We start from the raw sequence: 22346 nt of genomic DNA, 5'->3' as shown, positions 1-22346 counted from the left end.
GGCATCGGGCTGGGGGTGGGGGTCATGTCTCGCGCTCCGCCTGGGCGAGGCCGAAGCCGCGCTGGAAGGCGGCCATGAGGTGCGGGTCGTGGACCGGCTGGTCGGGTGCGGGCGGGCGGCCGGGGGCCGGGACGTCGCGCAGTTCGGGTGCGAGGTGGGACTGTGCGCAGCGCCGGGGCAGCGGCGGCCGCCCGGCCGCGGCACGCGCGGCCGGTACGGGCACCTGCGCGGCGTCCGGGCCGGGGGGCACGGGCCAGGGGTGCGGGGCGGACGCCGGAGCTGCTGGGGGCGGGGGCTCTGCGGCCGGGGCCGGGCGGGCCGGCTCCCGCTGCTCCCGCTGCACCCGCTGCTCCGGGGGCTCGACGGCCGGGGCCGCGGGCGCCGGGAGGCGGGGGTCGGCGTACGGGCCCGGCTGCGCCGGCGCCCGGGCAGGGTCGGCGGCGGGGCGCGCGGCCGGCGCCTCCGGCCGCGGTGCGGCCACCCGGGCCGGTTCCAGCGGCAGCGCGGCCGCACCGGCGGGGGCGCCGTTCCCGTTCGGGTGCCCCGTCAGGGGCCCGTTCCCGGTGCCCCAGGAGGTGGGCCGGGAGCCGCCCCGCCCCTCGCCGGCGGCCTGCGCTCCCAGCAGGTCCTGCGGGAGGACGAGCACGGCGAGCACGCCGCCGTAGATGTTCGTCTTGAGCTCGACGGCGATGCCGTGCCGGCGGGCCAGCGCGGACACCACGAACAGGCCGATCCGGCCGTCGGCGAGCAGGTGCCGGACGCTGACCTGGTCGGGGTCGGCGAGGAGGGCGTTCATCCGGTGCAGCTCGGCGGCGGGCAGCCCGAGCCCGCGGTCCTCGACCTCCACGGCGATGCCCGCGGTGACCCGTTCGGCGCGCAGCACGACGTCGGTCTCGGGGGCGGAGAACACGGTGGCGTTCTCGACGAGTTCGGCCAGCAGGTGCACGACGTCGGCGACGGCGTGCCCGCGGACGGTGCCGCCCGCCGGGGGCACCACCTTCACGCGCGTGTACTGCTCGACCTCGGCGACGGCCGAGCGCAGCACCTCGCCGAGGTCGACGGGCCTCGTCCACTGGCGGCGGGAGGCGGCGCCGCCGAGCACGGCGAGGTTCTCGGCGTGGCGGCGGATCCGGGTGGCGAGGTGGTCGACGTGGAAGAGCTCCTTGAGGAGGTCGGGGTCCTCGACGGTGTCCTCCAGGCCGTCGAGGAGCGTGATCTCCCGGTGCACGAGGGACTGGAGCCGGCGGGCGAGGTTCATGAACACCTCGACCTTCCGGTCGCTGTCGGAGGGCGCGGCGGGCCCGGCGACCCGTACGAGCGCGGTGTGCGCCTGCTCGCGCGCGCCGCGCAGCTCCTGCGCGAGGAGCCAGAACTCGTCGACGCGCCCGGGGTCGGTGCCGGGAGGCGGGCCGGTGGGGCCGCCGCGGACGGGCGGGTTCGGCGCCTCGCCGCGCTCCAGCCGCTCGGCGGCCGTACGCAGCTCCTGGCGGCCGCGGACGCTGGAGCGGCGCAGGGCGTCGCAGCGGTCGCGTACGGCCTTGGCGGAGCGCTCTGCGCCGAGGAAGGCGGCGGCGAGCGCGCCGGCGACGAGGAGGGCGCAGCCGGCGAGGACGGGCCACAGGCGCGGGTCGGGGTGTCCGGAGCCGCCGCCGAGCTGGAGGGTGAAGATCACCGCGGCGGTGCCGCTGAGGCCGGCGGCGAGGGTGGGCAGCACGGCCGCGCGCACCACCTGGGGCCTTATCTGCCGCCCGGGACCGCCGGAGGCGTGTCTCGACGGGGCGTGGCGGGCAGCGCGGAGTCCGGACATCGGCGTCCTCTACATGGGGCCCGGGCTCCCGGGGGTGTGGAGCCCGGTGTTGATCACCGGGTACCCACGCTAGACCGCATCCTCACGCCGCCGAGGACGAGTCGGGGAAGTTCACCGGGGTACTTCCCGCTCCCGGTGGAGCGCTCGCACGACCGCCCGAATCCGCGGTGCGCGGGTGTTCGGGCGGCCGGCGGTCCGGGATCAGGCGGCCTGCGGCGGATCCGGGAGGGCGCCGTCAGGGGTGTGTGTGGCGGGCGGTGTCCCAGGCGTGCCACAGGGCGGCGTACGCGCCGTCCGCAGCCAGGAGTTCGTCGTGGCTGCCGAGTTCGACGATGCGTCCGCCGTCCATGACGGCGATCCGGTCCGCGTCGCGTACGGAGTCCAGGCGGTGCACGATCGAGACGACGGTGCGGCCTTCGATCAGCGCCGCCAGCGAGCGTTCGACGCGGCGGGACGCGGTGGAGTCCAGCAGCGCGGTGGCCTCGTCGAGGACCAGCGCGTACGGGTCGGACAACAGCAGGCGCGCCAGGGCCAGTTGCTGGGCGTGGGAGGGGGACACGAGGGCCGCTCCCGGGCCGATCTCGCTGTCCAGTCCCTCGGGCAGGGACCTCACCCAGTCCGCGAGGAGGACGCTCTCCAGTGCCTCCCACAGCGGCTCGTCCGCCCCGTCGGCGCCGGGTTCGCGCCCGCCGGCCAGCAGCAGGTTGTCCCGTACCGTGCCGGTGAACACGTGCTGTTCCTGGGTGACGAGGACGATCTCGCGCCGCAGCTGCCCCACGGGCAGGGCGGTGAGGTCGGCGCCGCCGATGCGCACGGTCCCTCGGGTGGGGTGGTGTACGCCGGCGAGCAGCTTGCCGAGGGTGGACTTGCCGGCGCCCGAGGCTCCGACGACCACCAGCCGTTCGCCGGCGGCGATGTCGAGGTCGATCCCGGTGAGCACCTCGCGGCCCGCTCCGTAGCCGAACCCGACGCCTTCGAGACGGATGGCGTGGCCGTCGGTGGGGGCCGGCGGCCGCGGCTCCTCGCGGGGCAGCCGCTCGACGCCGAGGATCCGGCGGAGCGCGGCGTTGCCGATCTGGAGTTCGTCGGTCCAGGTCAGCAGGTCGTTCAGGGGCTCGCCGAGGGCCTGGACGTAGAGGACGACGGCGGTCAGCTCCGCCAGTCCCACCTCGCCCCGCTGGTAGGCGAGTCCGCCGATCAGCAGGGTGAGCGCCATCGGGACCATGGTGGCCAGGTCGAGGCTCGGGAACCAGATGGTCTGGAGCCAGGTGGTGCGCTGCCGGGTGCGCACCACCCGGTCCACGGCCGCGCCGTGGCGGCCCGCCTGGCGCGGGCCGAGCCGGAGGGCCTCGGCGGTGGCGGCGCCGCGCGCGGTCTCGTGCGTGACGGCCAGGACGTCGGCCTCCTGGGCGAGGAGCCGCTCGTAGGCGCGGGTGGCGCGCGGCCGGTACCACCACGTGGACAGCACGGCGAACGGTACGCCGGCCAGCAGGCCGAGGGCGAGCAGGGGTGAGGTCAGCAGGATGGCCGCGATGGTGAACACGAGGGTGACGGCGGCCAGCGCGATGCGGGGGACGGCCTGGCGGATGCTCTCGTTCAGCCGGTCGGCGTCGGTCGTGGCGCGGCTGAGCAGGTCACCGGTGCCGACGGCCTCGACCTCGGACAGCGGCAGGGCGAGGACGCGGCGCACGAAGTTCTCGCGGGTGCGGGCGAGGACCCGTTCGCCGAGCAGGGTGGCCTGGGTGCGGGCGGCTCGGGCGAGGAGGGAGTGGACGGTGAGGACGGCGACGAAGACGAGGGCGAGCACGTCGACGCGGCCGGCGGTGGTGCCGTCCTTGACCGATTCGACCAGGTGGCCCAGGAGCCGGGGGCCCACCAGGCTCGCCACGAGGGCGGCGGCGAACATCCCGAAGGTGAGGGCCAGTCGGGGTGCCTCGCCGCGCAGGAAGGCGCCGGTCCAGGCGCGGACGTCGGACCGGTCGGCGAGCGGCAGCCGGCCGGGCGCGCCGGCCGGTCCGGCGGGGCCGGGGGCGGTGTCGGCGCCGGCCTCGGGGGCCCGGGTGGGGGTGGTGGTCATGAGGGCACTCCTGCGGAGCGGTCGGTGCTGCCGGGGGCGGACTGCCCGTCGAGGCGGACGACCCGGTCGGCGGCGCCCTGCCACAGGGGGCTGTCGGTGAGGACGACGGTGGTGCGGCCGGCGCGGAGGGCGGCGACGCGGGCGACGATGCGGGCTTCGGTGTGGGCGTCGACGGAGGCGGTGGGGTCCTCCAGGACGAGGACGTCGGGGGCCGCCAGCAGGGCGCGGGCGAGGATCAGCCGCTGGCGCTGTCCGCCGGAGAGGGCGCGGCCGCCTTCGTCGAGGCGGGCGTCCAGGCCGCCGGGCAGGGCGTCGACGACGTCGGTGGCGTCGGCGGCGAACAGGGCCTGTTCGAGGGCCGGTCCGGGCCGGGCGGATCCGGCGGTCAGCTCCTGCCGTACGGTGCCGCTGAAGAGGATGTCGGCGGGGCCGGAGCGCAGCAGCCGGGCGGCGACCTCGTCGGGATCGGCGCGGTCCAGGGGGACGCCGCCGAGCCGGACCTCCCCCTCGGTGCCGCCGGCACCGGGGCGGCTGAGGCGGTCGGCGAGGTCGCCTGCGCGGTCGGCGGGGGCGGTGACCACGGTGAGGCGGCCCGCGCCGGCGGTGATGCCGGTGCGGGCGTCGGCCAGGGCGAGTGCGCCGGCCGGGAGCGGTTCGGGGTGGTCGGGCCGGACGGTGTCGGGGGTCAGTTGCAGGAGGGTGCAGACCCGGCCGGCGGCCACCTTGGCGAGGCTGAGGGTCTCGGCGGCCTCGGTGGCGGTGCTGACGGGCAGGGTGAGGAAGGCGGAGGCGCCGTAGAACGCGATGAGTTCGCCGGCGGTGATGGTGCCGTCCAGCGCGAGGCGGGCGCCGAACCAGACGATGCCGACGGTGACCAGGCCGGGCAGGAAGACGCCGGCGGCCTGGAGCCAGGCCTCCATGCGGCCCGCGGACTCGCCGGCCCGGCGCACCTGCTGGCTGGTGCGGCGGAAGCGCTCGGCGAAGCCGGCCTCGCCGCCGATGCCGCGCAGGATGCGCAGGCCGGCCACGATGTCGCCGGCCTGGGAGGTGGCGATGCCCATCTGCTCGCGCTGTTCCTCGTCGCGTTCCTGGAGGGGCCGCAGCAGGGGGCCGATGCCGAGGACGGCGGCGGGTACGCCGATGAGGACGGCGAGGCCCAGCACGGGTGAGGTGACGGTGAGGGCCACGGCCACGAGCACGGCTGCGACCACCGCCCCGACCGTGCGGCCGACGACCTCGAAGGCGTTGCCGATGCTTTCCACGTCGGCCGCGGCGGAGGCGGCGACGTCGCCCGAGCGGGCCTTGCTGCGCAGGGTGGCGCCGAGCCTGATGACCTGCCGCATCAGCACGCGGTGGGTGACGGACAGGGCGTGGGCCTCCGCGCCGACGGCGGCCTGGATCAGCCCGGCGCCGGCGAGCGCCTGGAGGACGCCGAGGCCGAGGGCGAGCAGCGACCACAGGTAGAGCCCGGCCTGGCCGGTGTCCCGTCCGGCTTCGTCGATGGCCCGTCCGATGACCAGGGGGATCAGTGCGAGGGGGACCATCCACAGGGCGCCGAGCATGGCGGCGAGGACCAGCGGCCGGGGCCGGATCCGCACCAGCCACCACAGGTAGGCCCAGGGGCCGCGGGCGTCCGCCTCGGGTACGGAGGCGGGGGCGACCGAGGCGTCGAAGAGTCGGTTGCTCACAGGTACCGGTCCCGGGTGCCGGCGCGGTCGACCTTGCCGGTGCGGGTGTGCACCAGGGCGGGCACGGCGACGATCCGGTCGGGGACGAACGGCTCGGGGACGGTGTCGCGCAGCCGCTCGCGCAGCGCCGCGGCGGCCTCCTCCGGGCGCAGGGCGCCGTCCGCCCCCTCCCCGGCCGCGGCCGCCCCGTCCGGATCCGCTCCGGGCCGGGGGGTCCGTACGGTCGCCTCGGGTGCGAGGACCACGAAGGCGACGAGGGCCGTGTGGTCGCCCTTGGCGTGCTCCGCGGCGGCGACCGCGGTCACGCCGGGGAGCCGGCCGACGGCCTCCTCGACGTCGAGGAGGTCCACGCGGTGGCCGCGGATCTTGACCTGGTGGTCGATGCGGCCGTGGAAGACGAGCGTGCCGTCGCCGCCCTCCGTGACGAGGTCGCCCGTGCGGTACCAGCGGTCGGTGCCGCAGCCGGGGTCGGTCTCGACGAACCGCGCGGCCGTGCGCGCGGGGTCGTCGACGTATCCGGTGGCCAGCTGGGGCCCGGCCACGAGGAGTTCGCCGGGGCCGTCGGGGGCGTCGGTCCTGGGCACGACGGCCTGTCGTACGGACGGCAGCGGGCGGCCGATCGGCACCCCGTCGGGGAAGTCCCCGGGGGCTCCCGGGCCGGCGAGGACCGCGCTGTGGGTGACCAGCGCGGTCTCGGTGGAGCCGTAGGTGTTGAGCAGGACGACGCCGTCGGCGCCCAGGCGGCGCCAGCGCTCCAGCATGTCGGCGCGGACGGCCTCGCCGCCGATGACCACGGTCTCCACGGAGTCGGGCAGGTCCCGTCCGGTGTCCAGCAGGTGGCCGGTGTAGACGTGCCAGTAGTCGACGGGCAGGTTGACGAGGGTGACCTCGTTGTCGGCCAGGACGCGGTCGAGGTCCGCCTCGCTGTCCTCGTCGAGGACGACGAGCCCGCCGGTCAGCAGGGCCGGGAGGATCTCCTCCAGGCTGGTGTCGCCGTCCAGCCGGTGGAGGTTGAGGGCGACGGTGCCGGGTCCGGCGCCGTACTGGCGGATCAGGTGCGGCAGTACGGCGTGCAGGGCGCCGTGCGGGACGGCGGCTGCCTTGGGGGCTCCGGTGGAGCCCGAGGTGAACAGGACGTACGCGGGGTCCTGCGCCCGTACGGGTTCGCCGGCCTCGCGCAGCGGGGCGCGGGACGGGCCCCAGTTGGGGCGCAGGACGCGGTCGACGGCGGGCAGCCGGCCGGTCTCGGCTGTGGCGACGAGCTCGCGGCAGCCGAGGGCGTGCAGGGCCCGGTCGGCGTGGCCTTCCGGTCCGTCGGCGACGGGGACGTAGCCGCGGCCGGCGGCGAGGATGCCGAGGACGGCCGCGATGTCGCGGACGCTGTGGTGGGCGTGGATGGCCACCGGCGGTGCGCCCTCCGGGGTGCGGGTGGCGACCAGGTCGGCCACCGCCCCCGCCCAGCGGGCCAGCTGGCCGTAGCCGACGGTCACCCCGTTGTCGACCACGGCGGGCCGGTCCGGGTCCGAGCGGGCGATGGCGAAGAAGGGGTCCAGCACGCTGGGCAGGATCATGGCAGGCGTCTTCCGGTCCGTCCGTCGGGCGTTCAGCGGGTGGGGGCCTCGGGGGCGCCGGGCGCGCCGGGCCCGGGCAGGGCGTCGAGGAGGGCGGTGAGGGCGGCGCGGTGGCGGGTGGCGAGTGCGCGTACGGTCGCCTCCTCGTGCAGGGCGGTGGAGTACCACCACTCGACGCGCAGCACGCCGTCGTCGGTGGTGGCGATCACCTCGACCGGGTGCGGGCGCGTCCAGTGCCCGGCGGTGATGTCGCCGACGGGTTCCGGGGCCATGTCCGGCAGGAGGGTGCCGAGCGGCAGGGCGTCGGCGTCGTCGCCTTCGAAGTCGAAGGAGACGTCGCTGGGCGGGGCGGCGCGCAGGGCGGCGGCGATCCGCGGCCGGCCGTGCCGGGCGAGCGCGCCGTGGCCGACACCGCCGCCGGGGAGGGCCGCGAGGTGGCCGACGGTCCGGGCCAGGCGTTCGGCGGGGGTGCCGGGGGCGAGGTCCAAGCGGACCGGGACGGTGGTGGTGAACCAGCCGGTGGTGCGGGACAGGCGGGTGTCCCCCACGCTCTCCTCCCGGCCGTGGCGCAGGACGTCCAGGCGCACCGCCGGCTCGCCGAGGCGTTCGGCGAGCACCTCGCCGAGGGCGTGCAGGACGAGGTCGCCGGGGTGGGCCCGGTGGGTGCGGGCCGCCGTGTGGAGGCGGGCGGTGAGCTCGGCGGGGAAATCCTCGCGGTGGGTGGCCGCGGTGGCGGCGGTGTTCACCGCCCGCGGGTCGGCCACCGGGTGGTCCGGCGGCAGGGTGGCGGGGGTGCGGGCGACCTCCGTCCACCACTCGGCCTGGTCCTCCGCCTCGGGGGTGCGGGCGTGGGCGGCGAGGGCCTGGGCCCACTCGGGGTAGGAGGTGCCCTCGGTCGGCCACACGTCGTGCCGGCCCGCCTCCAGCGCCGTGTACACCTCCTCCAGGTCGGCGAGGAGCACGGACCACGAGACCATGTCGATGGCGATCTGGTGGACGGCGATCAGCAGCCGGCCGGGGCGGGAGGGGCCGGCGTCGAAGCGGACGAAGCGCGCGACGCGGCCGGCGCCGGGGTCCAGGGAGCGCTGCTCCACCGCGCACCGCAGGGTGATCGCGGCCGACAGGTCCGCGTCGGGGATCTCGCGGACGTCGACGGTGTCGAGCACCGTGCCGAGGGCGGCCTCCGGCGGGCCGTCGGTGGCCAGGGCGGAGGTCAGCTGCCGGGGCCGCCGGGCGGGGCGGTCCTCGACGGCCAGGCGGAGCGACGCGTGGCCGGCGACGAGCCGCCGGACGGCCTCGGCGAACAGGTGGGGGTCGATACCGGGCTTGGTGGTGAACAGCATGGCCTGGTTCCAGTGGCCGCGTTCGCCCGTCTGCTCCTCCCAGGCCTGTTCCTGGGCCGGGGTGAGGACGACGGGGCCCTGGGCGGCGCCGGGTGGGGCGGCCTCGGTGGTGCCGCGACGGGCGAGCCGCTCGGCGACGAGCTCGGCGAGGCGGTCGACGGTCAGCTCGGGACCGAACAGCTCGCGCAGCTGCACCTGTACACCGAAGCCTGCTTCGATGCGGCGGGCGGTGCGGATCAGGTCGAGGGAGTCCACGCCGAGGTCGCGCAGCGGGGCGGTGAGGTCCGCGTCGGGGGTCAGGACCGCTTCGGAGAGCCAGTCGGCGAGCCGGTCGCGCACCTGCGCGGCGGTCGCGGCCGCCCCGTCGGCCGGGCCCTCCCCGGGGGACGGCGGTCGCGGGCCGGGGGTGGTGGCGGCTTCGGGGGCGGGGCGCGCCCCGGGGTCCGCCGGTCGAACGGGGGTGCTCACGCGCCGGCCTCCCCGAGGGAGCCGGCGGGGCGGCGGACGAGGAAGGGGCCGAGGGCGAGGGCGTCCAGGGGCAGCCGGTGGAAGGTGGCGAGCGCGTCGCCGGGGCTGCACACGACCGGCTCGTCACGGCCGTTGAAGGAGGTGTTCATGATGACCGCGGTGCCGGTGTGCCGGCCGACCTCGCCGATGAGGCGGTGGTAGAGCGGGTCGACCGCGGCGGAGACGGTCTGGGGGCGCGTGGTGCGGTCGCTGTGGACGACCGCCGGCATCGCCGCGGCCCCGGCCTCGGTCACCGGCGTGGTGACGATCATGTACGGCAGCGGGGTCGCGGTGCCGATGAGGGCCTCGGCGGCCTCCTCCTGCATGCTCGGGGCGAACGGCCGCCACGCCTCGCGGTCCTTGATCCGGACGTTGACCCGGTCGCGGGTGGACTCGGGGTCGGGCACGGCGACCAGGCTGCGGTGGCCGAGGGCCCGGGGTCCGCCCTCCGCGCGGCCCTGGAACCAGCCGGAGACCCCGCCGGCGGCCAGTACGCCGGCGGTGGCGGCGGCGATGTCCGAGGGCTCGGTGTACGGGGTGCCGGAGGCCTCCAGCACACGGCGTATCTCGTCCGGGGACCACTGGGGTCCCCAGGCGACGGAGCCGTTCATCGGCTTGATCCTGTCGCCCTCCTGGGCGGCGACCCAGACCGCGGCGCCGAGCGAGACGCCCTGGTCGCCGGCCAGGGGCTGGACGAAGAGGTCCCGGACCTCCGGCATCCGCATGATCTTGCCGTTGAGGGTGGCGTTGAACCCGACCCCGCCGGCGATCATCAGCGTGGTCTCGCCGGTCTCCCGGAGGAGGCCGCGGACCAGGCCCATGACGGCACGCTCCAGGGCGGCCTGCGCCGTGGCCGCGACGTCGCGGTACTCGAACGGGTCCCGGGCGGTGACCTTGGTGAAGCGGCCGGTGACCGGGTCGAAGCGTCGCGTGCTGCGGTTGGGGGCGTCGGGGAGGGCCTTCTCCAGGTGCTCCAGCCAGTGCCGGATGGTGGCCGCCTCCTCGTCCGTGCTGCCCGTGGAGCGGAGGTCGGGCGGGACCGCGCCGACGGTGAAGTCCTCGTCGGTGAAGGCGAGGGCGCCTCCGAAGGTGAGGTCGCCGGGGGTGCCGTAGGAGGCCAGGCCCATCATCTTGCCCGCGTTGTCGGCGCCGAGGCCGGCGTACGCGCAGACGGCGGCGTAGAAGTAGCCCAGCGACCAGCCGGGGGTGTGCGCGCGCAGTGTCTTGATCTCGCCGTCGATGCCGACGGCGAGGGTGGTGCTCTCGTTCTCGCCCTGGCCGTCCAGGACGAGGATCGCGCCGCGGTCGCGGCCGGAGAGGTGGTAGGCGCTGGCCGCGTGGGCGATGTGGTGGCCGACGAAGGTCAGCCGGGGGTCCTTGCCGCGCGGGAACAGCTTCCTGGGCAGCAGGTGTTCGAGGGCCTCGGCGTCGCTGGCGAACCAGTCCAGGCCCCGGTCGGCGAAGAGGGCGGGCAGGTCCCACCCGTGGGCGACCACGTCGATGTCGTCCAGGGTGAGACCGCCCTCGGCGAGGCAGTAGGCCGCGGCGTTGAGGGGTGCCTCCCCGTAGGCGTGCTTGTGGCGGGTGAAGCGTTCCTCCTCGGCCAGGGCGATGACGTCGCCGTCCACGACGAGGCAGGCGGCACCGTCGTGGCTGGCGCCGGGCCAGCCGTTGACTCCGAGCACACGCATGGTCAGTCCCCAAAGGTCGGTCGGGATCCTCCGGTTCCGCCTCGGGCCCGTCGGGGCGCTCGGCGTCCGGTCACGGCACCGGATCCTGTCTGTCCGCCGGGTTGTACACGACCTGGGACTTTGTGCGGAGATCCGCGGCGAAGATCGCGGATGCCGCCTTCAGCACCTCGTTGGCATGCCGCAGCTCCGCGACCTCGTCGCGCAGCCGGCGCAGTTCGGCCCGTTCCCCGGCGGTCAGCGCGTCCCCGGCGGGGCGGCGCGCGGCAGCGCCGGCCGGGGCGGCGGGGCGGCTGGCGCCGGCCCGCCGGGAACCGGCGGGGCGCGGCCCGGCCGCGGGCGGCGCGGGCTGCCGGGGCACGGCGGCCGGAAGGGAGCCGGCGGCCGCCCGGGAGGCCGCGACCGCCTTCGAGGCGGCTACCGCCTTGGAGGCGGCGGCCGGTCCGCCGTACCTGGGGCCGCGCCCGGTCGCCGGCACGGCGGGCGACGGACGGGCGGCGGCGGATCCCGACCGGCTCCGCGAGGACTCCTCGCGTAACGCGAGTTCGCTGCTGAGGCGGTTCCAGCGGCTCGTCCAGGGCTCCGGGTCGCCGCCGCACGCCTCCACGTAGGCGAGCGTCACCTTCAAGGAGGGTTTGTGCAGTCCGCGGGCCGCCTCGGCGAGGGTGGCCACGGAGTAGTGGGCACGTTTCGCCATCGTCCGGTACGAGGGGTTCCCCGCCTGCCTGCGCAGTCCGCGCAGTTCGTGGGCGAACTCCTCCAGCGGTCCTGCCGTGGGGTCCAACAACCGCTCTGGCCTGGGCATGCTTCTCCCCTGGTGATGGATGGTGTCGAGCGAGGCGCAGGTTTTCGTCACGCCGTACAACCTGGTGGCCGGCAGACGCTCCGTGCGTGACGACCGGTTGCCAGGACCCCATGGCACCTGGGGACCGCCGCACCGGGACCTGTCGGACATTGGTACATGCCAGTGACATATCGATCAATCGGCAGCCGAAGAATCCGGCCACGCTACGGCCGGATTCGTCCGAATAAGGCTCCCCTTACCTGCACACCGCACCGGGGCGTCCGGACCCGCTCTCCGCGCCTTCCGCCGACCGGCACGCGGCGTTGCGCCGCACGGGGCGGCCGCAGTCCGGTGCCCCGTACAACCATCCGCCTTCGGCGCGCCGTTGTACAGGGCCGAACCTCCCTTGCGCCCCGTACAACCGGCCCTCGTGTACAACTCCGCGGCTCTGCAAGATCGGTTGCCGTCAGGCGATACGGCCGAAAGCGACGGGAATGGGTGGCGGGTTGGTGGACACAGCACGCAGCCAGACGGAATCAGCGGCAATCGAAGGCGTCTACACGTACCGGAGCAGTCCCCTCACGGAACCGGACTGGCGGCGCTTCCCCGGATGGCGCGATGTCACCGAAGCCCAGTGGGCGGACCCGCAGTGGCAGCGCGCCCACTGCGTCAAGGACGCGAAAGGACTGCGCGCCGTCGTCGGCGACCTGCTCGACGAGGAGTTCTACGAGGACTGGGAGCAGGACCGGAAGCACCGCGCGACCATGTCGGTGCTGCTGCCGCCCCAGATGGTCAACACCATGGCCCCGGACGCGGCGGCGGCCCGCCCCGGCGAGCTGACCAAGGCGTTCTACGACGACCCGGTGCGCCGCTACATGCTGCCGGTGTTCTCCGACCGGCACCCGGACTGGCCGTCGCACCCGATGGCCAGCCGGGACTCGCTGCACGAACAGGACATGTGGGTGGTCGAGGGGCTCACCCACCGCTACCCCACCAAGGTGCTGGCGGAACTGCTCTCGACCTGCCCCCAGTACTGCGGGCACTGCACCCGCATGGACCTGGTGGGCACCTCCACCCCCACGGTCACCAAGAACAAGCTGCTCCTCAAGCCGGCCGACCGGGCCGAGCGGATCCTGGAGCACCTGCGCGCCTCCCCCGGCATCCGGGACGTGGTGGTCTCCGGCGGCGACCTCGCCAACCTGCCCTGGCCACGGCTGGAGCGGTTCGTGGACGGCCTCCTGGAGATCGACTCCATCCGCGACATCCGGCTGGCGAGCAAGGGGCTGATCGGGCTGCCGCAGCACTGGAGCTCCGGCCCGGTGCTCGAAGGCGTGGAGCGCCTCTCCCGCACGGCCCGCTCGCGCGGCGTGCGGATCGCGCTGCACACCCACGCCAACGCGGCCCAGCAGGTGACGCCCGGGGTGGCGCGGGCGGCCTGGGCACTGCTCGGCGCCGGCCTGCACGACGTGCGCAACCAGGGCGTGCTGATGCGCGGGGTCAACGACAGCGCGCACGACCTGCTCGACCTGTGCTTCGCGCTCGCCGACCACGCCGGCATCACTCCGTACTACTTCTACATGTGCGACATGATCCCGAACGCCGAGCACTGGCGGGTGCCGCTGCACCGGGCGCAGGCGATCCAGCGCCAGATCATGGGCTACCTCCCCGGGTTCGCCACCCCGCGCATCGTGTGCGACGTGCCGATGGCCGGAAAGCGGTGGGTGGACCAGACCGACTCCTACGACCGCGAGCTCGGGGTGTCGCACTGGAGCAAGAGCTATCTCACCCCGCTGGAGGCGGCGGATCCGGACGCCCACAGCGGCTCGTACCACTACTACGACCCCATCGACACGCTCCCGCTCTCCGGGCAGCGGTGGTGGCGGGAAACCCGTCAGGGGTAGAGAAGGGACAGTTGCACAGCCATGAGCAGTCTCCGTCCACGGCGTGAAGACCCTCCGGTGCTGGAGGAGTGGTACCGCCGGCACCTCGGCCCCGACATCCACGACATCAGCTCCAGCGGGGTCCACCCGTACACCTTCGCCGAGGTGCGCGACATGTGCCGGATCCCGGCCGCGGACCTCGACGCGATCGTCATGGACGACAGCGTCTCCCAGGGCGGGGCCGGGATACGCCAGGCCATCGCCGACCGCTACGCCGGCGGCGACGCCGACCGGGTGCTGGTCACCCACGGCTCCAGCGAGGCCATCGCGCTCACCCTGGGGACCCTGCTGCACCCGGGAGACCGGGTGGTCGTCCAGGAGGGCATCTACCACTCGCTGGGGCACTACCCGCGGGCGGCCGGCTGCGAGGTGGCCGAACTGCCGGCCCGGGCCGTGCACGACGGGGAGATCGACCCCGACGTGCTGGCCGCCCTGGTCACGCCCGGCACCGCGGCCGTCGTCGTCAACTTCCCGCACAACCCCACCGGCGCCACGCTGTCCCCGCAGGGCCTGAAGGCCCTGAAGGAGCACACCGCGCAGGCCGGCGCCGTACTCGTCTGGGACGCCGCCACCGCCGAGATCGCGCACCGCTGGGAGGTTCTTCCCGACCCCGGGGCCGACGGCGCCGACACGGTGTCCTACGGCACGTTCTCCAAGACCTTCGGCCTGCCGGGCCTGCGGGTGGGCTGGGCCGTCGCCCCGAAGGAGCTGATCACCGCCACCTTCCCGCTGCGCGACCGGACCACGCTGTTCCTCTCGCCGCTGGTCGAGCTGGTCGCGGAGCGGGCCATGCGGCACGCCGACGAGCTGATCGGCGTACGGGCGGCCGAGGCCCGCGCCAACCTCGCGTACCTGGAGCAGTGGATGGCCGGGCACGAGGACCTGGTGCGCTGGACCCCGCCGGAGGGCGGGGTGTGCGCGCTGCCGGTCTTCCGCGAACTGGAGCGGGCGGCGGCGGGACCGGAGGCGGTGGAACGCTTCTGCCTGGAGCTGCTCGCCCGCCACCGCACCCTGCTGGTGCCCGGTACGGCCTTCGGCGCGCCGCACGGCGCCCGGCTCGGCTTCGGCGGCCCCCGGGAGGGCTTCCGGGCCGGCCTCGCGGGGCTGTCGGAGTTCCTGCGCTCCCGCGGGGGCGGCCGGTGACCGCCGTGACCGCACCCGACGTGCTCGACCTGTGGGACCGCTCGGTGCGCGACCACGCCGCCGCGCCCGCCCTGGTCACCCCGCGCCGGGTGCTGTCCTACCAGGACGCGGACCGGCTCACCGACGGCTGGGCGGCCGGACTCGCGGCGCGCGGGGCCGGGCCCGGGCAGCTGGTGGGCCTGGCCTTCGGCGACCCCGCCCGCACCGTGCTCGGCATGCTGGCGGCGCTCAAGGCCGGGGCGGGGTTCACCGTCCTCGACGACCGGCTGCCGCCGGCGGCCCGCGCGGCCCTGGTGGGCCGTACGGCGGCCGCGGTGTGGCTGGGCGACGGAGGGCACGCGCCGGAGGGTGCGTACGTACCGCCCGGTCCGGATACCGGCGGCGACGCGGCGGCGGTGGCGCGGCCCGAACGGCGGGCCGACGGGTCCGACGTGGCGTACGTGCTGTTCACCTCCGGGTCCACCGGCCGCCCCAAGGGCACGGTCGTCGGGCGGGACGCCCTGAGCCGGTTCGCCTCGGCGGTCGCCGACCGGCTCGGGCTGACGCCGGGCGACCGCTGGCTCCAGGTGGCGTCGCTGGGCTTCGACGTGCTGATCGAGGAGGTGTTCCCGGCGTTCGCCGCCGGGGCGGCCGTGGTGTGCCGGGAGGACACCCGGGCCCTGGACGCCGAGGAGCTGCACACCGCCATGGCCCGGACCCGGACCACCGTGGTCGAGCTGTCCACCCAGTACTGGCTGGAGTACGCCCGCTGGCTCGCCGCGAGCGGCGAGACCACCCCGGCGGGGCTGCGCACGGTGGTGGTGGGCGGCGAGCGGATGGACCCGCGGCCCTACCGCGCCTGGCAGGCACGGCAGCCGGCCGCCCTCGCCCACGTCTACGGGCTGACCGAATGCACCGTCAGCTCCACCTTCTACACCGGGCTGCTGCCGTCCGACGCCGAGGAGGTGCCGCTGGGCACGCCCCTGCGGGACGTGGAGATCAGCATCCGGCAGGGCGGCCGCCCGGTCCCGGACGGCGAGACCGGGGAGATCCACATCGGCGGCCCGCTGCTGGCCCGCGGCTTCCTCGACGACGAGGCCGCCACCGCCCGCCGCTTCGTCGCCGACCCGGACTCCGCCGACCCGGGGGCCCGGCTGTACGTCACCGGCGACCTGGGGCGGATCGACGCCGACGGGCAGCTGGTCTTCCTCGGCCGGGTCGACGACCAGGTCAAGATCCGCGGGCACCGGCTGGAGCCGGCCCGGGTGGAGCGCGCCCTGTGCGAGCTGCCCGGGGTGGACCAGGCGGTGGTCTTCCCCGACCCGGCGACGGGAACGGCCCTGTGGGCCTTCACCGTCCCGGCGGACCCCGCGGCCGCGCCGCTGCCCGGCGAGGCCCTACGGCTGACGGGCGGCGACCGGGACGCGCTCGTGGCACCCCTGGAGGCGCAGCTGCCGGACTGGGCGGTGCCGCGGGTGCTGCACCGGGTGGCGGTCCTGCCGAAGAACCCGCACGGCAAGGTGGACAAGCGCCTGCTGTCCGCCTGGGCGGCGGCGGCCCAGGCCGGCCCCGGGGCAGGCGGCCGGGCGGACGCCGAGTCCGGGGTGCCGGTCCGGGACCAGGCGGCGGACGCTTCCCGGGAAGAGCCGCTGGAGCCCGTGCTGGCCCTCTTCCGCGAGGTCCTGGGCGCACCCGCGCTCGGTCCCGACGACAACTTCTTCGACCACGGCGGCCAGTCGCTGCTCGCCATGCGCCTGCTGGCGCGGCTGCGCGAGTCGGACCCGGCTGCCGCCGGACTGCGGGCGAGCGCCCTCTTCGCCTCGCCGACCCCCCGGCTGCTCACCGGAGCGCTCGCCGAGCGCCGGGCCGCCCGGGGCTGAGCGCCCCCGTCCGCCACCGCACCACCCGAGGGCCCGCGGCCCCGGCTCCGGCCGTCCGCGGGCAGCCACCATCCCCGACCACTCAGCGAGAGTTGGCATGTCGAACCTCACCGACCAGTCCACGCCCGGCTACACCCTGACGGCCGACGAGGCCTCCGCCATAGCGGAGCTGAGCCTCGAACTGGCCGCCTCCTACCCGTCCTTCGGCGATCCCGGCCTGCTGCACGACCTGCCGCGGCTCGCGGCCCGGCTGCCCGAGGGCGTGCAGGACTTTTTGCGCGAGTTCCAACTGGCGGACCGCCACGGCCACACCGTGATCCGCGGGCACGACTTCGACCAGCAGCGCATCGGCCCCACCCCGGACCACTGGCGCGGCCGCGGCCGGCCCGGCCCGGAGTTCCCCGAGGAGCTGCTGCTCATGCTGTACTCGGCGCTGCTCGGGGAGCCCTTCGGCTGGGCCACCCAGCAGGACGGCCACCTCGTGCACGACATCTTCCCGATCCGCCAGCACGAGCACGACCAGCTCGGGATGGGCAGCAAGGAGCTGCTGACCTGGCACACGGAGGACGCCTTCCACCCCTACCGCAGCGACTACCTGATCCTCGGCGCGCTGCGCAATCCCGACCACGTGCCCACGACGGTGGGCGAGCTGGACCTGTCGTCGCTGTCCGCCGAGGACATCGACATCCTCTTCGAGCCGCGCTACTACATCGCCCCCGACGAGTCGCACCTGCCGAAGAACAACACGATCGCCTCCGAGGAGGAGGCGGCCCGGTTCGCCACCATCCAGCGGATGATCGACGAGCGGCCGCTCGGCCCGCTGCTCTACGGCTCGCGCCTGGACCCGTACATGCGCCTCGACCCGTACTTCACCTCCGTGCCGGAGGACGACACCGAGGCCCGGCGGGCGTACGACGCGCTGTTCAAGGTGGTGGACGCCGGGATGCGGGAGGTCGTCGCCGACCAGGGCGACGTGCTGTTCATCGACAACCACCGCGCGGTCCACGGCCGGCTGCCGTTCCAGGCCCGCTACGACGGCACCGACCGGTGGCTGAAGCGGGTGTGCGTGACGACCGACCTGCGGCGCTCCCGCGAGATGCGGGCCACGGCCCGGACCCGGCTGCTGGGCTGACGCGCCGGTGTCCCCGATCCTCACCGACCTGTCCCGGGATCCGTGGCTGCTGCCCGCGGTCGACGACCTGATCGCCGCCAACATGCCGGCGTTCATGGGCTGGGAGTCCCCCGGGAACTGGCGCTGGCACGGCATGTACGAGCGCTACCCCGCCCACCAGCTGTGCCTGGTGGACGGCGACGGCGACCTGGTCGCGGCGGCCAACGGGCTGCCGGTCCGCTGGGACGGCAGCGTCTCGTCGCTGCCGTCCGGCAGCGACGAGGTCCTGGTGGAGGCCGTCGACCACGGCCCGCCGGACCGTCCGGACGCCGTGTGCATGCTGTCGGTGTCCGTGCACCCCGGCCACCGGGCGGCGGGCCACGCCGAGCGGCTGCTGGCCGAGGTGCGGCGGCGGTCCGCGCAGCACGCGCCCCGCGGGGTGGTCATCCCGGTCCGGCCCACCCGCAAGCACCGCTACCCGCTGGTCCCGATCGGCGAGTACGCCGCCTGGGTCCGGCCCGACGGGCGCTGCTTCGACCCGTGGCTGCGCACCCATCTCGACCTCGGCGCCTCCCTGCTCGGCATGGCCGAGCGGTCCTTGGTGATCCGCCAGCCGGTGGCCCGCTGGGAGGAGTTCCTCGGCCACCCGCTGCCCGGCCCCGGAGACCACCTGCTGCCCGGCGCCCTGGCGCCGCTGCGCGTCGGCGAGGACGGCTACGGCACGTACACCGAGCCCAACGTGTGGGTCCACCACCCCGCCGGACCGCCGGCGCCGTGACCGGTTCGCGGCTGCCCGCCCGCCCCGCCCCTCGCCCTCCCCTTCCTCACACGACCCCTGGAGCACACATGCCTCCCGTACGCCTCGCGATCGTCGGGTGCGGCGCCGCCGCCCGCGGCTGCCACCTGCCCGCCCTGCCCCCGCTCAAGGGGGACGTCCAGCTGACCGCCCTCGTCGACCGCGACCCGCGCCAGGCCGAGGCCGCCCTGGCCCTCTACCGGGAACTGGGCGGCACCGACGCCGACCGGGTGGTGCTCGCCGCCGATCCGGCTGAGGCCGCCGACGCGTTCGACGCCGCCGTGGTCGTCGCCCCGCACACCCTGCACGCGCCGATCGTGCGGGAGCTGCTGGCGGCCGGCAAGCACGTCCTGCTGGAGAAGCCGATGACCACCTCGGTCGAGGACGCCGAGGCGCTGGCCGAGGCCGCCGCCGCGGAGGGCGCGCCGGTGCTCGCCATGGCCCACCCGCGGCGCCTCTTCCCCGCCTACGCCTGGATCAAGCGGCTCATCGACGGCGGCGACCTCGGCGAGGTGGTGCGGGTCGACTGGTCGGAGGGCCACCCCTACGCCCACGAGCCCGTGTCCTGGTCGATGTTCGACCGGCGGCTCGCCGGCGGCGGGGTGCTCACCGACACCGCCTCGCACGTCTTCGACACCCTGCTGTGGTGGCTCGGCCCGGACGTCGAGGTGGTCCGCTACGAGGACAACTCCCTCGGCGGGGTGGAGACCGACGCCCGCGCCGACCTGCGCTTCGGCTCCACCGACGTGCGCTGCGACTTCAGCCGGCTGCGCGACCTCGGGATCAGCTGCACGGTCACCGGCACCCGGGCGACCGCCACGATCGGCACCGACTTCCCGGCCGGGGAGTGCACCCTGGTCACCGCGGACGGGGTGGAGCTGCACCGCGGCGACGTGGACGCCGTCGCCCCGGCCCAGGACGAGTGGGAGCTGCTCTTCACCGAGCAGCTGGCCAACTTCGCCGCCGCCGTGCGCGGCGCCGCCCCGGCGCACTCCGGCGCCGAGGACGGCGTACGCGTCGTGAAGCTGATCCAGGAGTGCTACGGCGGCCCGGCCCGCGAGGCCTCCGCCCAGCCGTGGACCACCCGCGCGGGCGACGGCGGGGGGCCGCAGCTCGCCGGCCGCACGGTGGCGGTCACGGGCGGGAGCGGGTTCATCGGCGGCAGGCTGGTCGAACGGCTCGTCCTCGGCACCGGGGCCCGGGTCCGGCCGGTGGTCCGCGGCTTCGGCCGGGCCGCGCGGCTGTCGGTCCTGCCGCAGGACCGGCTGGAGTTCCGCCGGGCCGACCTGCTGGACGCCGACGCGCTCCGGGCGGCGTTCGAGGGCTGCGACACCGTGGTCCACTGCGCCTTCGGCAGCTCCGGCGACGAGGCCGGCCGCTGGGCCGCCTCCGTGGAGGGCACGGCGAACGTGCTGGCCGCGGCACGCGCCGCCGGCGTGCGCCGCGTGGTGCACCTGAGCACGATCGACGTCTACGACCCCGCCGTCACGGGCGCGCTGACCGAGGACTCCCCCGCCCGGCCCGCCGACCCGGCCGACCGCGAGTACGAGCAGCAGAAGCTCGCCGCCGAGCGGCTGGTGGCGGAGGCCCACGGCGATGGCCTGGAGACGGTGGTGATCCAGCCGGGCGTCGTCCACGGTCCCTGGGGCGGCCAGTGGACCGCCGCGCAACTCCGGCGTCCTGCAAGCGACTTCGCACAGCTTCCGGCGGGTTCGGGCGGCGGTGTGTGCAACGCCGTGTACGTCGACGACCTCGCCGAGGCCGTGCTGCTGGCCGTGGACAGCGCGGCGGCCGCCGGCGAGCGGTTCCTCGTCGGCCACGCCGAGGAGCTGCGCTGGGGCGCCTTCTTCGACGCGGTCCGCGCGCTGCGCGGCCTGGGCGGGCCCTCGACGGTGCCGGCGGGCGAGCCGGTGGCGGACTGGGAGCTGGACCTGTACCGCTCGACGGCCCGCGCCGGCGTGGACAAGGCCCGCCGGGTCCTGGGCTTCACGGCGCGCACCCCGTTCGCCGAGGCCGTGGAGCTGACCGGGCAGTGGGCGCGCTGGGCCGGGGAAGCCCCGGAGGCCGGCGCATGACCGGGCTGAGCGACGTCCTGGTGGTCGCGCCGCATCCCGACGACGACGTCATCGGCTGCGGCGGGTCCATCGCCAAGCACGTGCGCGACGGCGCCCGGGTGACGGTGGTCATCGTCATCGGCCGTGAGCGCAGCGCCCTCGACGACGCGGTGAGCGACGCCGAGTTCGCCGCCGAGACGGAGGCCGCGGCCAAGGCTCTGGGCGTGCACCGCTGCATCCGCCTGGAGGAGCCCTCTCGGGACTTCGCCCTGTCCCGCAGGGTCCACCTGGACCTGGTCCGCGTCCTGCGGGAGGTGCGGCCGCAGGTGGTGTACCTGCCGCACGACAACGACGACGACGTCGAGCACCGCATGGTCCACCAGCTGACCGTGGAGGCGCTGTGGATGGCGCAGTCGGAGTTCTTCCAGGAGGCGGGCGGGCCCCCGATGCCGGCGCCCCGCCTGGTGCTCGGGTACGAGGTGTGGGCGCCGATGGCCCGCTTCCAGTACGCCGAGGACATCGGCGGGCAGATCGAGACCAAGGTCGAGGCGATGCGCGCGTACACCTCCCAGCTGCGGCACGCCGCCTGGGACGAGGGCATCCGCGGCCTGGCCCGCTACCGCGGGGCGGTGTCGTCCGGCTCGGGGCACGCGGAGGTGTTCCAGGTGCTCTCCCTGGGCGCCGTGCCCGCCGCCGGCCCGGCGGGGGGCGGCCGTGACTGACCGCCTCCTGGTCTGCGGGCTGGGCTCCGGGATGGACCGCTCGCTGACCGAACTGCGCTCGCCCCGCTGGGAGCTGGTCGTGGCCACCGACCGTCCGACGGACCGGGCCCGCGCCGCGGCCGACGTCCTGCTCGCCGTCGATCCGAACGACGCGGTGGCGGTGCTCGCGCAGCTGTCGGCGGCCGGCATCGACCGGATCGACGGGGTGTTCTCCCTCGGTGCGGACAACCCGCCGGTGATCAGCACCCTCGCGCGGCGCTTCGGCTGCCCGGGGCTCCCGCTGGAGACGGCCCTGGACTGCACGCTGAAGGACCGGCGGCTGCGGATCCTGCGCGCCGCCGGGCTCGACCTGCCGCGGTTCGCCACCGCCGAGAGCGTCGGCGAGGCGGTGCGGGCGGTGGCGGACATCGGGCTGCCGGTGGTCGTCAAGCCCAGCGACCAGACCGGCTCGCTGGGCGTGCTGAAGGCGGAGTCCGCCGATCAGGTGCGGGCGCTCGCGGAGGAGGCGCTGCGGCTGAGTCCCGGCGGGCGGATCGTGGTCGAGGAGTTCCTGGAGGGCACCGAGCACACGCTGGCGGCCTTCGTGGTCGACGGCGTACTGCACCCCTTCGGGTTCGCCGACCGGGAGTACGGGCGCAAGGAGGAGTTCGCCCCGCACTTCTTCGAGGGCGGCGACACCCTGCCGAGCCGGCTGACCGCCGAGCAGATCGAGGAGGTCACCGACACCGTACGGCGCGGGGCCGCCGCCCTGCGCCTGGACCCGGCCGTGGTCAACACCGACATCCTGCGCACGCACGACGGCCGGGTGGTCCTCCTGGAGATCACCTGCCGCCTGACCGGCGCCCGCATCGCCACCGAGGTGATGCGCCTGGCGACCGGGGTGGACCCGCTGCCCAACGTGGTCCGCCTCGCCCTGGGCCGGCCGCTGGACCTGGAGGAGCTCCGGCCCCGGCACAGCCGGGCCGTGGTGCAGCGGTTCCTGCCGGCGGACGGCGGGGTGGTCGAGTGGGCCGGCGACCCCCGGGACGTCGCCCGCCGGCCCGGGGTGTACGACGTGTTCTGGGGCCTGGACCTGGAGCCGGGCACCGTCGTGCCGCCCTACCGCGGCGGAGCCGACGTCCTGGCCGGCGTGATCGCGCACGCCGACCGGCCGGAGGAGGCCGAGGCCGTCGCCGAGCGCACCCTGCGCGCCCTGCCGCTGCGCTTCAAGGCGGGGACGCCGTGACCGGGCCCGGGCCGCGGGCCCACCGTACGCA

15 protein-coding genes are annotated in these 22346 nt (G+C 75.7%); 8 read left to right on the top strand and 7 right to left on the bottom strand.

The genetic code is table 11. From position 1 onward, the window contains the following. Positions 1-22 precede the first annotated feature (22 nt). From ACZ462_RS26245 to ACZ462_RS26215, 7 genes are all read right to left on the bottom strand, one after another. Positions 23-1807 carry a sensor histidine kinase gene (locus ACZ462_RS26245; protein ID WP_467805449.1) on the bottom strand — a complete coding sequence of 595 codons (1785 nt, stop codon included), beginning with the start codon at positions 1805-1807 and terminating at the stop codon, positions 23-25. A 235-nt stretch (positions 1808-2042) separates the two neighbouring features. Next, on the bottom strand, positions 2043-3884 hold the full coding sequence (locus tag ACZ462_RS26240) for an ABC transporter ATP-binding protein (protein WP_467805448.1): 1842 nt from the start codon (positions 3882-3884) through the stop codon (positions 2043-2045). Further along, positions 3881-5572 carry an ABC transporter transmembrane domain-containing protein gene (locus ACZ462_RS26235; RefSeq protein ID WP_467805447.1) on the bottom strand — a complete coding sequence of 564 codons (1692 nt, stop codon included), beginning with the start codon at positions 5570-5572 and terminating at the stop codon, positions 3881-3883. Before ACZ462_RS26235 ends, ACZ462_RS26240 begins: the two co-directional genes overlap by 4 nt. Continuing rightward, positions 5569-7143 carry an AMP-binding protein gene (locus ACZ462_RS26230; protein WP_467805445.1) on the bottom strand — a complete coding sequence of 525 codons (1575 nt, stop codon included), beginning with the start codon at positions 7141-7143 and terminating at the stop codon, positions 5569-5571. Before ACZ462_RS26230 ends, ACZ462_RS26235 begins: the two co-directional genes overlap by 4 nt. A gap of 32 nt (positions 7144-7175) precedes the next feature. Continuing rightward, entirely contained in the window at positions 7176-8954 is a 1779-nt protein-coding gene (locus ACZ462_RS26225) for a condensation domain-containing protein (RefSeq protein ID WP_467805444.1), read from the bottom strand. Further along, positions 8951-10684, bottom strand: a complete 1734-nt coding sequence (locus ACZ462_RS26220) for a carbamoyltransferase family protein (RefSeq protein WP_467805443.1) — start codon at positions 10682-10684, stop codon at positions 8951-8953. The genes ACZ462_RS26225 and ACZ462_RS26220 overlap by 4 nt, the downstream gene beginning before the upstream one ends. Before the next feature lie 70 nt (positions 10685-10754). After that, positions 10755-11486: a helix-turn-helix domain-containing protein gene (locus tag ACZ462_RS26215; protein ID WP_467805441.1), complete on the bottom strand. Its 732-nt coding sequence runs from the start codon at positions 11484-11486 to the stop codon at positions 10755-10757. A gap of 488 nt (positions 11487-11974) precedes the next feature. Between ACZ462_RS26215 and ACZ462_RS26210 the strand changes: the two genes are divergently transcribed. The 8 genes from ACZ462_RS26210 to ACZ462_RS26175 all read left to right on the top strand — a co-directional run bounded on the left by ACZ462_RS26210 (position 11975) and on the right by ACZ462_RS26175 (position 22315). Further along, positions 11975-13366, top strand: coding sequence for a KamA family radical SAM protein (locus tag ACZ462_RS26210; protein ID WP_467805440.1), 1392 nt, complete (start codon positions 11975-11977; stop codon positions 13364-13366). 21 nt (positions 13367-13387) lie between these two features. Further along, entirely contained in the window at positions 13388-14548 is a 1161-nt protein-coding gene (gene vioD / locus ACZ462_RS26205) for a capreomycidine synthase (RefSeq protein ID WP_467805438.1), read from the top strand. A 5-nt stretch (positions 14549-14553) separates the two neighbouring features. Next, positions 14554-16407: an amino acid adenylation domain-containing protein gene (locus ACZ462_RS26200; RefSeq protein ID WP_467805436.1), complete on the top strand. Its 1854-nt coding sequence runs from the start codon at positions 14554-14556 to the stop codon at positions 16405-16407. Between the two features lie 97 nt (positions 16408-16504). Beyond that, positions 16505-17539, top strand: a complete 1035-nt coding sequence (gene vioC, locus ACZ462_RS26195; protein ID WP_467805434.1) for an arginine beta-hydroxylase, Fe(II)/alpha-ketoglutarate-dependent — start codon at positions 16505-16507, stop codon at positions 17537-17539. A gap of 7 nt (positions 17540-17546) precedes the next feature. Continuing rightward, on the top strand, positions 17547-18296 hold the full coding sequence (locus ACZ462_RS26190; RefSeq protein ID WP_467805432.1) for a hypothetical protein: 750 nt from the start codon (positions 17547-17549) through the stop codon (positions 18294-18296). Between the two features lie 68 nt (positions 18297-18364). Next, a complete protein-coding gene (locus tag ACZ462_RS26185) occupies positions 18365-20389 on the top strand; it encodes an NAD-dependent epimerase/dehydratase family protein (protein WP_467805430.1) in 2025 nt (674 codons plus the stop codon). Further along, complete coding sequence (locus ACZ462_RS26180; protein WP_467805429.1) at positions 20386-21090, top strand: PIG-L deacetylase family protein; 705 nt, start codon at positions 20386-20388, stop codon at positions 21088-21090. Before ACZ462_RS26185 ends, ACZ462_RS26180 begins: the two co-directional genes overlap by 4 nt. Next, entirely contained in the window at positions 21083-22315 is a 1233-nt protein-coding gene (locus ACZ462_RS26175) for an ATP-grasp domain-containing protein (protein ID WP_467805427.1), read from the top strand. Before ACZ462_RS26180 ends, ACZ462_RS26175 begins: the two co-directional genes overlap by 8 nt. Positions 22316-22346: the final 31 nt, after the last annotated feature.

This window comes from Streptomyces sp. NPDC031121 (assembly GCF_055570615.1).
The sequence above is the reverse complement of the archived record's forward strand: the minus strand, read 5'-3'. Positions and strand labels throughout refer to the sequence as shown.